The organism is Sphingomonas kaistensis, assembly GCF_036884275.1.
Classification (GTDB): domain Bacteria; phylum Pseudomonadota; class Alphaproteobacteria; order Sphingomonadales; family Sphingomonadaceae; genus Sphingomicrobium; species Sphingomicrobium kaistense_A.
Genome location: NZ_CP145607.1, coordinates 1,321,521 through 1,335,020, shown reverse-complemented (window position 1 = coordinate 1,335,020; position 13,500 = coordinate 1,321,521). Strand labels below are relative to the sequence as shown.

The following is a 13,500-nucleotide window of genomic DNA, read 5'->3' as shown; positions in this document are numbered from 1 at the left end:
CGCTGTTCCTGCCGCCCTTTAGACCAGCTTGCCGGGATTGAAGACGCCGTGGGGGTCCATCGCCGCCTTGATTGCCCGGAGCGCCTGCATCCGCGCCGGCGGCGCGAGACGGGCAAGCTCGTCTTTCTTCATCTGGCCGATGCCGTGTTCGGCCGAGATCGAGCCGCCCGCCGCGGTGACGAGATCGTGGACAAAGGCGCTGACCGCCTTGCCCTCGGCGCTGTCGGCCCAGCCCGGTGGCGCGCCAGCGGGCGCGCGGACGTGGAAATGGACGTTGCCGTCGCCGAGGTGGCCGTAGCCGCTGGCCTTGGTGCCGGGAAAACGCCGCTCGATCAGTCGGGCTTCGTCGAGGAGGAAGCCCGGCACCCGGTCGATCGGCAGCGAAATGTCATGCTGCGCCGCCGGGCCGGCCGCGCGTTCGGCCTCCGAGATCGAATGGCGGAGCCGCCACAAGGCTTCGGTCTGTGCGTCGCTCTGGGCGATCACTGCGTCGGTGAGTAGATCGGTCGACTCGCCCAGCAACCGCTCGAGCAGCTGTTGCGGCGGCTCTTCGGCGGCACCGGTGACGGCCTCGATCAGCACGTGCCACGGCGCGTTGGTTGTCAGCGGGGCGCGGGTTTGCGGGATGTGCTCGAGAACGCGGGTGAGGCTGACATCGGGGATGAGTTCGAAGCCTTCGATCGTATCGGTTGCGGCCTCGAGACAGCGAAGCAGCGCCAGCGCGTGGTGTGGGTTCGCTACCCCGACCCACGCCGCGCCGCGCTGTCCGGCGCCCGGCACCAACCGCAGACGCAGCGCGGTGATGATCCCGAGCGTTCCTTCCGCCCCGATCAGCAGATGGTCGAGGCTGACCCCGCGATTGTCCTTTTTCAGCCCGCCAAGACTGTCGTGGACGAGCCCGCCCGACAGCACGGATTCCATCCCCAGCACCTGCGCCCGCATGGTCCCGAAGCGCAGCACCTGCGTCCCACCGGCATTGGTCGCCGCAAGCCCGCCGACGGTGGCCGATCCCCTTGCCCCGAGATCGAGCGGGAAGCGAGCGCCCTCCCCCGCCGCGGCCTGTTGCAGGGTGTCGAGGATGACCCCGGCTTCGGCGACTGCATGATCGGAGTCGAGACTGCGCAGGCGGTTCAGGCGCCGCAGCGACAGCAGCACCGCCGAGCCGTCCGCCGGCGGGGTCGCGCCGCCGACCATCGAGCTGTTGCCGCCTTGGGGGACGAGCCCGACGCCATGCGCTTCGGCGGCCCGGACGATCACCGCCACTTCCTCGGTGGTGGACGGTTGCAGCAGCAGCGGGCTCGTCCCCGTCCAGCGGCCGCGCCAGTCGGTCAGCCACGGGGCGATGTCGCCGGGATCGGTGACGATCGCATTGGCAGGAAGCTGATCGGCGAGGGCAGCACAAAAGGCGGCGAGGGTCATGCCGCGCAGGCCAAAAAGACACAGGGTCTACTTTGTCCACTTCGCTTTCCACGGCGCGAGATGGGCGGCAGGGCAACGAGGGTCTGGCGGACGATCGGCATGGGCACCGGGATGGCAAACGCTTCCCTATTGTTCAAGCCGGGGTCAGCGGCCAAGACAGCGTCATGAAGGTGCAAGCATGATCCAGCTGGTTGTCGCCCGCGCGCGGAACGGGGTCATCGGTCGCGACGGAACCCTCCCCTGGCACCTTCCCGAGGATTTGAAGCGCTTCAAGCGGCTGACACTCGGCACCGCGATGGTGATGGGCCGCAAGACCTTCGACAGCCTGCCCGGGCTACTGCCTAGGCGCCGGCACATCGTGATCACGCGCGACCGCGACTGGCGAGCCGAGGGCGCCGAGGTGGCGCATTCCTTGCCCGACGCCTTTGCGCTGGCCGCGCCGGACGACGTCAGCATCATCGGCGGCGCGGAAATCTTCGGCCTCGGCCTGGCCTTTGCCGAGCGGGTCGAACTGACCGAGGTCCTGGCCGATATCGACGGCGACACGGCGATGCCCGACCCGCGCGACAGCGGCTTCTGGCGGGAGACCTTCCGGGAGGAGCATGGCGCCGACGGAGCCAGCCCCGCCTACGCCTTCGTCACGCTGGAACGCGCATAGGCCGCATAGCGCGCGACGCCGGCCGCAAGCACGGCGTCGACCGGTCCGGCAAGCTTGTCGGCGCCGCCCTCCGCAAAGCCCGCGACGCGATAATGGATCGTGACGGACGCACCCGAAGCAGTGTCGGCGAAGCCCACATCCATCGTCGCCGCGACGCCCTGATAGAGCAACGGCCCGAGCCCGCCGCTCATCACCAGCCGCTTGGCCGGCTGGACCAGCAAGACGCGCATGTGCTCCACGCTTCCGCCGCCGTCGAGCCGCTCGCACCAGCAGCCCCCCGCCCTGGCATCGAAGCTCAGTGCCGACGCCTTGCCCGAATAGCTGTGCGCCGGGTCCCACCAGGCGGGAAGCGCGACGAACCGGCGATACGCCTGTGCCGCCGACACGCCGGGCAGGGCGAGGCTGTGGGAACTGACAAAGCCATTGGGCGAAACGGCGGAAACCGAGGCATGGCCCGGTGCGGCCAGCGCCAGCAGCACCGTGGCTGCAAACAGACGGACGGTCAGCGGCACGATCTTGTCCCTCCCTCAAGCGAGGAAGAACGTGCCGTAAGCCGGCTTACCTGTCGAGCACCGTGTCGATCTGGCGGGTGACCTCGTCCATGCTGGCCATGCCGTCGACCCGGGCCACCAGCCCGCGGGCTTCGTAATAAGGCAGGATCGGAGCGGTCTTGGCGCGATATTCGGCCATGCGGGTGCGCACGGTCTGTTCGTTGTCGTCGGGACGGCGCTTGAATTCATGTCCGCCGCAGACGTCGCACTGATCCTGGATCTGCGTCGGCCGGAACCGCTCGTGATAGGGCGCCCCGCACGACGCGCAGGTGAAGCGGCCGGTGATGCGTTCGACCAGCGCCTCCTCGTCGACCTCGAGCTCGATCACGTACGCAAGCTTGCGGCCGCGCTCGTCGAGCAGGATGTCGAGCGCTTCGGCCTGATGCTGGGTGCGCGGAAAGCCGTCGAAGATCGCGCCCTTGTCGCGGCTCTGGTCGAGATGCTCGCCGATCAGCGCGGAGACGATCGCGTCGCTGACCAGCTCACCCGCTTCCATGACCGCCTTGGCCTTGAGCCCGACCGGGGTGCCGGCCTTCACCGCCGCACGCAGCATGTCGCCGGTCGATAGCTGGACCATGCCGCGGGTCTCGACCAGCCGCTGCGACTGTGTGCCCTTGCCCGCACCCGGCGGTCCCAACAGGATGATATCCAAGACCGAAACGCTCCCCTGGTAGCTAAGGCTCGCTTGTCGGGGTCACGGCGGACCCCGTCAAGCATCAGCGGCGCGCCGGCCGCCCGCCCTTCAGCTTCGCCTTCTTGATGAGGTCACCATATTGGTGGGCGATGAGATGGCCCTGAATCTGGCTGACTGTGTCCATCGTCACATTGACAACGATGAGCAGGCTGGTGCCGCCGAGATAGAAGGGAATGCCGGCCTGGGTGAACATGATCTCGGGCACGAGGCAGATCAGGGTCAGATAGGCCGCGCCGATCACCGTCAGCCGGGTCAGCAGGTGATCGAAATAGCTTTCGGTCGCCTTGCCAGGACGAACGCCCGGGATAAAGCCGCCATGCTTCTTCAGGTTGTCGGCAGTTTCTTCCGAGTTGAACTGCACCGAGGTGTAGAAGAAACAGAAGAAGATGATGCCGAGCCCGTAAAGGGTCATGAACACCGGGCTGCCGTGCTGCAGATAGGTGCTGAGCGTCACCAGCCATTCCGACTGGCCTTCGGCCCCCGGGGTCGCACCGGCCATCTGGATGACGGTCAGCGGCATCAGCAGTAGCGAGGAGGCGAAGATCGGCGGGATGACGCCGGCAGTGTTGATCTTGATCGGCAGGTGCGAGCGCTCCTGCGCCATCATCCCGCGGGCCGTGGCGCGCTTGGGATACTGGATCAGGACGCGGCGCTGGGCGCGTTCCATGAAGCAGATGAACAGGATTAGGCCGACGACCAGCGCGATCACCAGGATGATCAGCAGCGGGTCGATGGTGTTGCTGCGGCCGCCTTCGAACAATTGCGCCAGCGTGCGCGGCAAGGTGGCGACGATGCCGGCCATGATGATCAGGCTGATGCCGTTGCCGATCCCGCGGCTGGTGATCTGCTCACCGATCCACATCAGGAACAGGGTGCCGCCGACGAGGCTGATGGTGGCGGCAACCCGGAACAGAATGCCGGGATCGACCACCGCGGCGATGCTCTGATTGGCGCCGAGCCCTTCGAGGCCGACCGCGATGAAATAACCCTGCACCATGGTCAGCGCGACCGTCAGGAAGCGGGTGTATTGGTTGAGCTTCTTGCGCCCGGTCTCGCCCTCTTTCTTGAGGGCCATCAGCGGCGCGTACATGGTCGCGCCAAGCTGCACCACGATCGATGCGGTGATGTAGGGCATGACGCCGAGCGCGATGATGCTCATCCGCTCCAGGCTGCCGCCCGAGAAGGTGTTGAAGAAATCGAGGACGCCGCCGCGCTGCGTGTTGAACAGCTGAGCCATGGCGCGCGGGTCGATGCCCGGCATCGGCACGTGGCTCAACAGCCGGAACAGGATCAGCGCACCGATCGTGAACCAGATGCGCTTCTTGAGCTCGGTCGCCTTGCCGAAATTGGCGAGGCTGATGTTCGAAGCCAGTTGTTCGGCTTGGCTTGCCATGTGCTTGTTCGTCCCTACCCCCGAAAGGGGCCCATATAGGCGTTGACGCGCCTGATGTAAGCGCCGTCGGTCAGGCGGCGAAGGCTGGGGTCCTGACGCGGACCCCGGCCTTCGCCGGGTGACGGCTTACTTGGCCGCCTTGGCCGCGTCCTGCTTGGACGACTTGTCGGCGAGGCGCGCTTCGCGAGTCTTGCCCTTCTTGGCCTTGGCCAGCTCGGCCTTGTCCTTGCGCTCGATCAGCTCGACGGTGCCGCCGGCCTTTTCGATCGCTTCACGGGCGCCCTTGCTGACGCCGGCGACCTTGAAGTTGAGCTTGGCCGAATAATCGCCCTTGCCGAGGATGCGAACGCCGTCCTTGCCGCCGCGACCAACGCCAGCGGCCTTGAGCGCGTCATGGTCGACGGTGCTGCCCGCGTCGAGCGTGCCGGCATCGACCAGCTTCTGGATCGCGCCAAGGTTCACTTCGGCATGATCGCGCGCGAAGATGTTGTTGAAGCCGCGCTTCGGCAGCCGCATGTGAAGCGGCATCTGGCCGCCTTCGAAGCCCTTGATCGACACGCCCGAACGGCTCTTCTGGCCCTTCTGGCCGCGCCCAGCAGTCTTGCCGACACCCGAACCGATACCGCGGCCGACACGGACCTTGTCCTTGCGGGCGCCGGGATTGTCGCGGAGGTCGTTGAGCTTGAGAGTCATGGTTTGCACTCGCTTTCGCTTTTTGCGCGCATCCGGACCCCCGCCAAGGCGGGAGCCCGGTCACTGTGGATTGAAACGGAAAAGAGCCCCTGCACCGGCAGAGGCTCGATTCCAACTACTTTTCGACGCTCAGCAGATGCGCCACCTTGCGGATCTGGCCGAGGACCTCGGGGGTCTCTTCCACTTCCACGGTGCGGTGCATCTTGTTGAGGCCGAGACCGACCAGCGTCGCGCGCTGGGTCTTGTCGCGACGGATCGGCGAACCGGTCTGGGTGATCTTGATGGTCGCCACGTTACGTTACTCCGTGATGCTGTCGGCGGTGGCCTCGGCCTCCGCCTGGCTCACGCCAGAACGGCCGAGCAGGTCGGCGACCTTCTTGCCGCGACGCTGCGCCACCGAACGGGGGCTGGTCTGTTCCTTGAGCGCCTCGAAGGTCGCCCGGATCATGTTGTACGGGTTCGAGGTGCCGACCGACTTGGTCACCACGTCGGCCACGCCCAGGCTTTCGAAGATGGCGCGCATCGGGCCACCCGCGATGATGCCGGTGCCGCTCGGCGCCGAACGAACGGTCACCTTGCCCGCGCCGAAATGGCCGTTGCCATCATGGTGCAGGGTGCGGCCGTCGCGCAGCGGAACGCGGATCATGGCCTTCTTGGCCGCCGCGGTCGCCTTGCTGATGGCTTCCGGCACTTCGCGGGCCTTGCCGTGACCGAAGCCCGCACGACCCTTGCCGTCGCCGACCACGACCAGCGCGGCAAAGCCGAAGCGCTTACCACCCTTCACGGTCTTGGAGACGCGGTTGATGTGGACGAGCTTTTCGATCAGCTCCTCGCCGCCATCGTCGTCGCCGCCACGGCCGCCACGGCGGTCGTCACGACGTCCACCACGATTGCCACCGCGACCACCGTCACGGCCACCGCCGCGACCGCCGCGATTGCCGCCACGAGGACCACGATTGTCCTGCTGCGCCGGAGCAGTCTCGGCAGCCGCCACCGTTTCCGGGGTGCCCTGCGGATTGGTCGCCGCGGGCGGCTCGGTGCCGGCGGCCTGCGGGTTCTGGGTTTCGTCAGCCATTCTTAGAACTCCAGCCCGCCTTCACGGGCGGCATCGGCGAGGGCCTTGACCCGGCCATGGAACAGGAAGCCACCGCGGTCGAACACGACCCGGTCGACGCCGGCAGCCTTGGCACGCTCGGCCAGGGTCTTGCCGACGAGCTTGGCGCCCTCGGTGGTCGCATTGGCGGTGCCGCGCAGATCCTTGTCCAGGGTCGAAGCGGCGGCGACCGTGTGGCCGGCGGCGTCATCGATGATCTGGGCGTAGATATGACGACCCGAACGGTGAACCGACAAGCGCGGCTTGCCGGCCGAGCGGGCCCGCAGCGCCGTGCGCACGCGGCGCCGGCGACGTTCGAAGAGGGAAAGCTTGGCCATTACTTCTTCTTCCCTTCCTTGCGGAAGATGAACTCGCCGCGATACTTGATGCCCTTGCCCTTATACGGCTCGGGCTTGCGCCAGCGACGGATCTCGGCCGCGACCTGACCGACCTTCTGCTTGTCGATGCCGCTGATCTCGACCGTGTTGGGGTCGGGAGTCTTGACGTCGATGCCTTCGGGGATCGCGTAGTTGACGTCGTGGCTGTAGCCGAGCTGCAGCTTCAGGTTCTTGCCCTGGGCCGCGGCGCGATAGCCGACGCCGGTGATCTCGAGCACCTTGGTGAACCCTTCGGTCACGCCGGTGACGAGGTTCAGCACGTTGGTGCGCTGCATGCCCCACGCCGCGCGCGAACGCTGGCTGTCGTTGACCGGCTGCACGCTGATCTGACCGTCCTCGACCGAGGTACGGACCAGGTCATCGAGGACCTTCATCGAAAGAGTGCCCTTGGGGCCCTTGACGCTGAGCGTCTGGCCTTCGAGGTTCGCCGTCACCCCGGTCGGAACCGGGACCGGCTTTTTGCCGATACGGGACATCTTAGAACACCTCCGCCAGGACTTCGCCGCCGACGTTCTGCTCACGCGCTTCCGCATCGGAAAGCACGCCGCGAGGCGTCGAAACGATGGTCATGCCAAGGCCGTTGCGTACCCGCGGCAGCTTGGCGGCGCCTGAGTAAACCCGGCGACCGGGCTTCGAGACACGCGCCAGGTGCTGGATCGCAGGCTGGCCTTCGAAATACTTGAGTTCGATCCGCAGGCCCTTCTGGCCCGCCAGCTCCTCTTCCGAGTAGCCGCGGATATAGCCTTCACGCTGAAGCACGTCGAGGACGTGAGCGCGCAGCTTGGAAGCCGGCGTCAGGACGCTGTCCTTCTTCGCCTGCTGGCCGTTGCGGATGCGGGTGAGCATATCACCCAGGGGATCGGTCATCGCCATCTTGCGGTGTCCTTACCAGCTCGACTTGGTGAGGCCTGGAATCAGGCCCTTGTTGCCCATCTCACGCAGCATGATGCGCGAAAGACGGAACTTGCGGTACACGCCGCGGGACCGGCCCGTCAGCTCGCACCGATTGCGGATGCGGGTCGGATTGCCGTTACGGGGCAGCTCCGCCATCTTCAGACGCGCGATCAGACGCTCGGTCTCGTCGAGGCTCTCGTCGTTCGCGAGAGTCTTCAGCTTGGCGTACTTGGCCGCCTGCTTTTCGACGAGCTTCTTGCGACGCTCGTTCTTGTTGATGGAACTCAGTTTCGCCATGACTTAAGTTCTCCTAACCGCTTACGCGGCAGCCTTTTGCTGGTCAGCGTCTGCGGGGAACGGGAAGTTGAAGAGGCGGAGCAATTCGCGCGCTTCCTCGTCGGTCTTCGCCGTGGTGGTAACGATGATGTCCATGCCGCGGACCTTTTCGATCCGGTCATATTCGATCTCGGGGAACACGATCTGTTCCTTGAGACCCATCGCATAATTGCCGCGCCCGTCGAAGCTCTTCGGGTTGAGGCCGCGGAAATCGCGGACCCGCGGAAGGGCAACGGTCACGAGACGGTCGAGGAACTCGTACATGCGCTCGCGGCGAAGGGTGACCTTGCAACCGATCGGCATGCCTTCACGCAGCTTGAACTGCGCGATCGAGGTCTTGGCCTTGGTGATCACCGGCTTCTGCCCGGCGATCAGCTGCATTTCGGCAGCGGCCGCTTCGACCTTCTTCTTGTCCTGGGTGGCTTCGCCAACGCCCATGTTGATGACGATCTTGTCGAGGCGCGGAACTTCCATCCGGTTCTTGTAACCGAACTTCTCGGTCATCGCCTTGACGATGCGATCGTCGTAATCCTTCCGCAAACGCGGCGTGTAAGTGGCCTCGGCCATTAGATCAGCTCCCCGGACTTGACCGCGACCCGGACCTTCTTGCCGTCGCGTTCCTCGAAGCGGACGCGGGTGGCCGCGCCGGACTTCGGATCAGCGAGCGCCACGTTGGACACGTGAAGCGGTGCTTCCTTGGTGACCTTACCGCCCTGAGGGGCAGCCTGGGTCGGCTTGATGTGGCGCGTCGCGACGTTGATGCCGCTCACCACCACCTTGTTTTCCTTGGGCATGGAACGGACGACCTCACCGGTCTTGCCCTTGTCCTTGCCCGACAGGACGACGACCTTGTCGCCCTTCTTGATCTTCGCGGTGGCCATTACAGCACCTCCGGCGCGAGGCTGATGATCTTCATGTGCTTCTTGGCACGGAGCTCACGCACGACCGGGCCGAAGATACGGGTGCCGATCGGCTCCTCGTTCTTGTTGACGAGCACGGCGGCGTTGCTGTCGAAGCGGATCACCGAACCGTCGGGACGGCGGATGTCCTTGGCGGTGCGAACGATCACGGCGCGGTGCACGTCACCCTTCTTCACGCGGCCCTTCGGAGCGGCTTCCTTGACGGACACGACGATGATGTCGCCGACGCCCGCGGTGCGGCGCTTGGAACCACCGAGCACCTTGATGCACATGACGCGCTTGGCGCCGCTGTTGTCAGCCACGTCGAGGTTGGACTGCATCTGGATCATGGGTCTATCCTATCCTTTTCTGCAGTCGCTCAGACGTTGGCCGCTTCGGCCAGGTCGGAGGCCTTGGCCTCACCAACCAGCCCGGCAACGGTCCAGGTCTTGAGCTTCGACAACGGCGCGCATTCTTCAATGCGAACCTGCTGACCCACGCTGTAGGCATTCGCCTCATCGTGGGCATGATACTTCTTCGACAGCTTGATGATCTTGCCGTACAACGGGTGCTTCACCCGCCGCTCGACACGAACCACCACGGTCTTGTCACCCTTGTCGGACACCACGGTGCCGGTGAGGACGCGCTTTGGCATCTGTTCTCTCCTCAGCCCTGCGCCGGCGCGCTGTTCGAGCGCTGGCCTTGCAGGGTCTTGATGCGGGCGATGGTCCGGCGGACCTCACGCACGCGGCTCGGCTTCTCAAGCTGGTTGGTGGCCGCCTGGAAGCGCAGGTTGAACTGCTCGCGCTTCAGCTCACCGAGCTGAACCGACAGTTGGTCGTCGGTCTTCACCGACAGGTCTTCACGCTTCGCCATGATCAATCGGCCTCGACCAGGGTTTCGCCAAGGCGGGCGACCACCTTGACCTTGATGGGGAGCTTTTCCGCCGCACGCTCGAAAGCGGTCTTGGCGAGCGGGCCCGGAACACCGTCCAGCTCGAACAGGATGCGGCCGGGCTTGACCCGGGCGACCCAGAATTCGGGCGAGCCCTTACCCTTACCCATGCGGACTTCGGCAGGCTTGCTCGACACCGGCAGATCCGGGAAGATCCGGATCCACAAACGCCCCTGGCGCTTGATGTGACGGGTGATCGCGCGGCGGGCCGCTTCGATCTGACGGGCGGTGATCCGCTCCGGCTCCATGGCCTTGAGGCCGAAGGCGCCGAAGTTCAGCTCGGTTCCGCCCTTGGCAACGCCATGGATGCGGCCCTTGAAGGCCTTGCGGAACTTGGTGCGCTTTGGTTGCAACATGACTTAAGATCCTTACCGGCGACGATCGTCGTCGCGCGCGGGGCGGACGCCGGAGGTCTGCGCTTCCATCATCAGCCGGTCCTGGGCGAGCGGGTCGTGACCCAGGATCTCGCCCTTGAACACCCACACCTTGACCCCGCACACGCCATAAGCGGTGTGGGCCTGGGCTTCGGCATAATCGACATTGCCGCGCAGCGTGTGAAGCGGCACGCGGCCTTCACGATAGCGCTCGGAGCGAGCGATTTCCGCGCCGCCGAGACGGCCGCCGCACTCGATACGAATGCCTTCCGCGCCGAGGCGAAGGGCCGACTGAACGGCGCGCTTCATGGCGCGGCGGAACGCGATACGGCGCTCCAGCTGGTCAGCGATGCCCTGCGCCACGAGACGCGCATCGACTTCCGGCTTGCGGATTTCGACGATGTTGAGGCTGACTTCCGAACCCGTCATCTTGGACAGGGTCTTCTTCAGCTTCTCGATGTCGGTGCCCTTCTTGCCGATGATCACGCCGGGGCGCGCAGCATAGATGGACACGCGGCACAGCTTGGCCGGACGCTCGATGACAACCTTGGAGATCGCGGCCTGCGGCAGCGACTTCATGATGTACTGGCGGATCTTGAGATCCTCGAGCAGCAGGCGGCCGTAATCCTGGCCTTCCGCGAACCAGCGGCTGTCCCAGGTACGGTTGATCTGCAGCCGGAGGCCGATCGGATTGCTCTTCTGACCCATTAGGCTTCTTCCTGCTCGGACACGACGACGCGGATGCGGCTGAACGGCTTGACGATCCGGCTCGACCGACCGCGGGCGCGTGTGGCGAAACGCTTCATCGAGATCGACTTGCCGACGCTCGCCTCGGTGACGATCAGGGCGTCGACGTCGAGGTTGTGATTGTTCTCGGCATTGGCGACAGCCGAAGCGAGAACCTTGTACACGTCGTCGGCCATGCCCTTGGGGCTGAACTTCAGGATGTTCAGCGCTTCCTCGACCTTGCGGCCGCGGATCAGCTGAGCCACCAGGTTCAGCTTGCGCGCCGAGCCACGAATGGTGTTGCCAACGGCGAGCGCTTCCTTGTCGCCCACCTTGCGGGGTGCAGCTGGCTTGCTCATTAGCGCTTGCCCTTCTTGTCGGCGGCGTGACCCGGGAAGTACCGGGTCGGCGCGAACTCGCCGAGCTTCATGCCGACCATGTCTTCATTGACCGACACCGGCACGAACTTGCGGCCGTTGTAGACATTGAAGGTCAGGCCGACGAACTGCGGCAGAATGGTGGAACGGCGCGACCAGGTCTTGATCGGCGCGCGAGCACCGGCGTCCTGGGCGGTTTCGGCCTTCTTGAGGAGCGAGAGCTCCACGAACGGACCCTTCCAGACGGAGCGAGCCATCTTTTAGCCCTTCTTCTTGGCGTGACGGCTACGGATGATCATCTTGTCCGTTGCCTTGTTGTGACGGGTGCGGGCACCCTTGGTCGGCTTGCCCCACGGGGTGACCGGGTGACGGCCGCCCGAGGTCCGGCCTTCACCACCGCCGTGCGGGTGGTCGACCGGGTTCTTGGCGACGCCGCGGGTCAGCGGGCGCTTGCCGAGCCAGCGGGTACGACCGGCCTTGGCGAGGGTGGTGTTGCCGTTGTCGGGGTTCGACACGGCACCGACGGTGGCCATGCAGTCCGAGCGGATATAGCGCTGTTCACCCGAATTCAGGCGCACGATCACCATGCCCTTGTCGCGACCGACGACCTGAACGTAGGTGCCGGCGGCACGAGCGATCTGGCCGCCCTTGCCGGGCTTCATCTCGACGTTGTGGACAATGGTGCCGACCGGCATCTGGCCGATCTCCATCGCATTGCCCGGCTTCACGTCGACCTTCTTGCCGGCAACGACCTTGTCGCCCGGAGCAAGCCGCTGCGGCGCGATGATATAGGCCTGCTCGCCGCCCTCGTAAGTCACGAGCGCGATGAACGCCGACCGATTGGGGTCGTACTCGAGCCGCTCGACGGTAGCCGAAACGTCCCAGGTCCGACGCTTGAAGTCGATGATCCGGTACTTCTGCTTGTGGCCGCCCGCGATGCCGCGGCTGGTCACATGGCCCTTGTTGTTGCGGCCACCGGTCTTGCGCTTGCCTTCGGTCAGCGCCTTGACGGGCTTGCCCTTCCACAGCGCGCTCTTGTCGACGAGGATCAGGCCACGGCGGGCCGGGCTCGTCGGCTTATATGCTTTGAGTGCCATCGGTCCTTAGATCCCGCTCGTGACGTCGATCGGGTCCTGGCCGGGGGCCAGGGTGACGATCGCCTTCTTTTCGTCCGACCGCTGATAGGGCTTGCCCTTCCAGCGCTTCGACTTGCCCTTGGTGACCATGGTGTTCACGTTGACGACCTTGCGGTCGAACAGGGCCTCGACGGCCGCCTTGATCTCCGGCTTGCTGGCATCGCCAGCCACCTTGAACACGACCGCATTGAACTCGGAGAGCAGGGTCGACTTCTCGGTGATGTGCGGCCCGCGGATCACGTCGTAATGACGCAGGTCCACGGCCTTGGTTTCTGCCTTAGCCATTGAAACGGGCCTCCAGCTTTTCGACCGCGGCCCGGGTCAGGACCAGGGTCTCGTGGCGCATGATGTCATAGACGTTGGCACCGACCGCCGGGATGAGGTTCATCCCCGGAAGGTTCGACGAAGCGTGCGCGAAGCTGACGTTCAGCGCGTCGCCGTCGATCACCAGCGCGGTCTTGCCGAAGCCGAGGTTGCCCAGCTTTTCGACCAGGTTCTTGGTCTTGCCTTCGGCGACATCGAGGTTGTCGACGATGACCAGCTGACCGCCCTGAGCCTTGCTGCTCAGCGCCATCTTGAGGCCAAGCGCGCGAACCTTCTTGTTCAGCGACAGCGTGAACAGGCGGGCACGCGGGCCGTGGGCCTTGCCGCCGCCGATGAAGATCGGGGCGCGGCGATCGCCGTGACGAGCGGTACCGCCGCCCTTCTGCTTGCCGAACTTCTTGCCGGTGCGGGCAACGTCCGACCGCTCACGAGCGGCGCGAGCCATGCCGCGGCGGTTGGCGAGCTGCCAGGTGACGACGCGATGCAGGATGTCGGCGCGGGGCTCGACACCGAACACGGCGTCATTGAGCTCGACCTCACCGGATCCGGCAGCGTCGAGGGTCTTGACTTCGACCTTCATC

24 protein-coding genes are annotated in these 13,500 nt (G+C 65.5%); 1 reads left to right on the top strand and 23 read right to left on the bottom strand.

Annotated elements, in window-relative coordinates; translation table 11 throughout:
• Nucleotides 1-18 precede the first annotated feature (18 nt).
• Nucleotides 19-1,419 carry an FAD-binding oxidoreductase gene (locus V6R86_RS06570; RefSeq protein WP_338503028.1) on the bottom strand — a complete coding sequence of 467 codons (1,401 nt, stop codon included), beginning with the start codon at nucleotides 1,417-1,419 and terminating at the stop codon, nucleotides 19-21.
• A 178-nt stretch (nucleotides 1,420-1,597) separates the two neighbouring features.
• On the opposite strand from V6R86_RS06570, the gene V6R86_RS06565 reads away from it, so the two are divergent.
• Nucleotides 1,598-2,077, top strand: a complete 480-nt coding sequence (locus V6R86_RS06565; protein ID WP_338503027.1) for a dihydrofolate reductase — start codon at nucleotides 1,598-1,600, stop codon at nucleotides 2,075-2,077.
• Here the strand turns inward: V6R86_RS06565 and V6R86_RS06560 are convergent.
• The 22 genes from V6R86_RS06560 to rplD all read right to left on the bottom strand — a co-directional run bounded on the left by V6R86_RS06560 (nucleotide 2,047) and on the right by rplD (nucleotide 13,499).
• Nucleotides 2,047-2,589 (bottom strand): ATPase, encoded by a 543-nt coding sequence (locus V6R86_RS06560; protein WP_338503025.1) that lies wholly within the window; start codon nucleotides 2,587-2,589, stop codon nucleotides 2,047-2,049. The genes V6R86_RS06565 and V6R86_RS06560 overlap by 31 nt on opposite strands.
• A 46-nt stretch (nucleotides 2,590-2,635) precedes the next feature.
• Nucleotides 2,636-3,280 (bottom strand): adenylate kinase, encoded by a 645-nt coding sequence (locus V6R86_RS06555; protein ID WP_338503023.1) that lies wholly within the window; start codon nucleotides 3,278-3,280, stop codon nucleotides 2,636-2,638.
• A gap of 64 nt (nucleotides 3,281-3,344) precedes the next feature.
• Nucleotides 3,345-4,715, bottom strand: coding sequence for a preprotein translocase subunit SecY (gene secY, locus V6R86_RS06550; protein WP_338503021.1), 1,371 nt, complete (start codon nucleotides 4,713-4,715; stop codon nucleotides 3,345-3,347).
• Between the two features lie 126 nt (nucleotides 4,716-4,841).
• Nucleotides 4,842-5,408, bottom strand: coding sequence for a 50S ribosomal protein L15 (gene rplO / locus V6R86_RS06545; protein ID WP_338505432.1), 567 nt, complete (start codon nucleotides 5,406-5,408; stop codon nucleotides 4,842-4,844).
• Between the two features lie 115 nt (nucleotides 5,409-5,523).
• Entirely contained in the window at nucleotides 5,524-5,700 is a 177-nt protein-coding gene (gene rpmD, locus V6R86_RS06540; RefSeq protein WP_168068198.1) for a 50S ribosomal protein L30, read from the bottom strand.
• Between the two features lie 6 nt (nucleotides 5,701-5,706).
• Nucleotides 5,707-6,483 (bottom strand): 30S ribosomal protein S5, encoded by a 777-nt coding sequence (gene rpsE / locus V6R86_RS06535; protein ID WP_338503018.1) that lies wholly within the window; start codon nucleotides 6,481-6,483, stop codon nucleotides 5,707-5,709.
• 2 nt (nucleotides 6,484-6,485) lie between these two features.
• The gene (rplR, locus tag V6R86_RS06530) at nucleotides 6,486-6,839 is read right to left on the bottom strand and encodes a 50S ribosomal protein L18 (protein ID WP_338503016.1); all 354 of its coding nucleotides are present in this window, start codon (nucleotides 6,837-6,839) and stop codon (nucleotides 6,486-6,488) included.
• Complete coding sequence (rplF, locus tag V6R86_RS06525) at nucleotides 6,839-7,375, bottom strand: 50S ribosomal protein L6 (protein WP_338503015.1); 537 nt, start codon at nucleotides 7,373-7,375, stop codon at nucleotides 6,839-6,841. Before rplF ends, rplR begins: the two co-directional genes overlap by 1 nt.
• Nucleotide 7,376: 1 nt before the next feature.
• Nucleotides 7,377-7,772: a 30S ribosomal protein S8 gene (gene rpsH / locus V6R86_RS06520; protein ID WP_338503014.1), complete on the bottom strand. Its 396-nt coding sequence runs from the start codon at nucleotides 7,770-7,772 to the stop codon at nucleotides 7,377-7,379.
• 12 nt (nucleotides 7,773-7,784) lie between these two features.
• Nucleotides 7,785-8,090 (bottom strand): 30S ribosomal protein S14, encoded by a 306-nt coding sequence (gene rpsN / locus V6R86_RS06515; RefSeq protein ID WP_338503012.1) that lies wholly within the window; start codon nucleotides 8,088-8,090, stop codon nucleotides 7,785-7,787.
• Between the two features lie 21 nt (nucleotides 8,091-8,111).
• Nucleotides 8,112-8,696 carry a 50S ribosomal protein L5 gene (gene rplE, locus V6R86_RS06510; RefSeq protein WP_338503010.1) on the bottom strand — a complete coding sequence of 195 codons (585 nt, stop codon included), beginning with the start codon at nucleotides 8,694-8,696 and terminating at the stop codon, nucleotides 8,112-8,114.
• Nucleotides 8,696-9,010: a 50S ribosomal protein L24 gene (rplX, locus tag V6R86_RS06505; protein WP_338503008.1), complete on the bottom strand. Its 315-nt coding sequence runs from the start codon at nucleotides 9,008-9,010 to the stop codon at nucleotides 8,696-8,698. The genes rplE and rplX overlap by 1 nt, the downstream gene beginning before the upstream one ends.
• Nucleotides 9,010-9,378, bottom strand: a complete 369-nt coding sequence (gene rplN / locus V6R86_RS06500; protein ID WP_029941096.1) for a 50S ribosomal protein L14 — start codon at nucleotides 9,376-9,378, stop codon at nucleotides 9,010-9,012. The genes rplX and rplN overlap by 1 nt, the downstream gene beginning before the upstream one ends.
• Nucleotides 9,379-9,407: 29 nt before the next feature.
• Nucleotides 9,408-9,683: a 30S ribosomal protein S17 gene (gene rpsQ, locus V6R86_RS06495; RefSeq protein ID WP_249503711.1), complete on the bottom strand. Its 276-nt coding sequence runs from the start codon at nucleotides 9,681-9,683 to the stop codon at nucleotides 9,408-9,410.
• Between the two features lie 11 nt (nucleotides 9,684-9,694).
• Complete coding sequence (gene rpmC / locus V6R86_RS06490) at nucleotides 9,695-9,904, bottom strand: 50S ribosomal protein L29 (protein WP_338503004.1); 210 nt, start codon at nucleotides 9,902-9,904, stop codon at nucleotides 9,695-9,697.
• Between the two features lie 2 nt (nucleotides 9,905-9,906).
• Nucleotides 9,907-10,338, bottom strand: a complete 432-nt coding sequence (gene rplP, locus V6R86_RS06485; RefSeq protein ID WP_338503002.1) for a 50S ribosomal protein L16 — start codon at nucleotides 10,336-10,338, stop codon at nucleotides 9,907-9,909.
• 12 nt (nucleotides 10,339-10,350) lie between these two features.
• Nucleotides 10,351-11,064, bottom strand: a complete 714-nt coding sequence (gene rpsC / locus V6R86_RS06480; RefSeq protein WP_338502999.1) for a 30S ribosomal protein S3 — start codon at nucleotides 11,062-11,064, stop codon at nucleotides 10,351-10,353.
• On the bottom strand, nucleotides 11,064-11,441 hold the full coding sequence (gene rplV, locus V6R86_RS06475; RefSeq protein ID WP_338502997.1) for a 50S ribosomal protein L22: 378 nt from the start codon (nucleotides 11,439-11,441) through the stop codon (nucleotides 11,064-11,066). Before rplV ends, rpsC begins: the two co-directional genes overlap by 1 nt.
• Nucleotides 11,441-11,716, bottom strand: a complete 276-nt coding sequence (gene rpsS, locus V6R86_RS06470; RefSeq protein WP_168068184.1) for a 30S ribosomal protein S19 — start codon at nucleotides 11,714-11,716, stop codon at nucleotides 11,441-11,443. The genes rplV and rpsS overlap by 1 nt, the downstream gene beginning before the upstream one ends.
• A gap of 3 nt (nucleotides 11,717-11,719) precedes the next feature.
• A complete protein-coding gene (gene rplB / locus V6R86_RS06465; protein WP_338502994.1) occupies nucleotides 11,720-12,556 on the bottom strand; it encodes a 50S ribosomal protein L2 in 837 nt (278 codons plus the stop codon).
• A gap of 6 nt (nucleotides 12,557-12,562) precedes the next feature.
• Entirely contained in the window at nucleotides 12,563-12,880 is a 318-nt protein-coding gene (locus V6R86_RS06460; protein ID WP_338502992.1) for a 50S ribosomal protein L23, read from the bottom strand.
• Nucleotides 12,873-13,499, bottom strand: coding sequence for a 50S ribosomal protein L4 (rplD, locus tag V6R86_RS06455; protein ID WP_338502989.1), 627 nt, complete (start codon nucleotides 13,497-13,499; stop codon nucleotides 12,873-12,875). The genes V6R86_RS06460 and rplD overlap by 8 nt, the downstream gene beginning before the upstream one ends.
• Nucleotide 13,500: the final 1 nt, after the last annotated feature.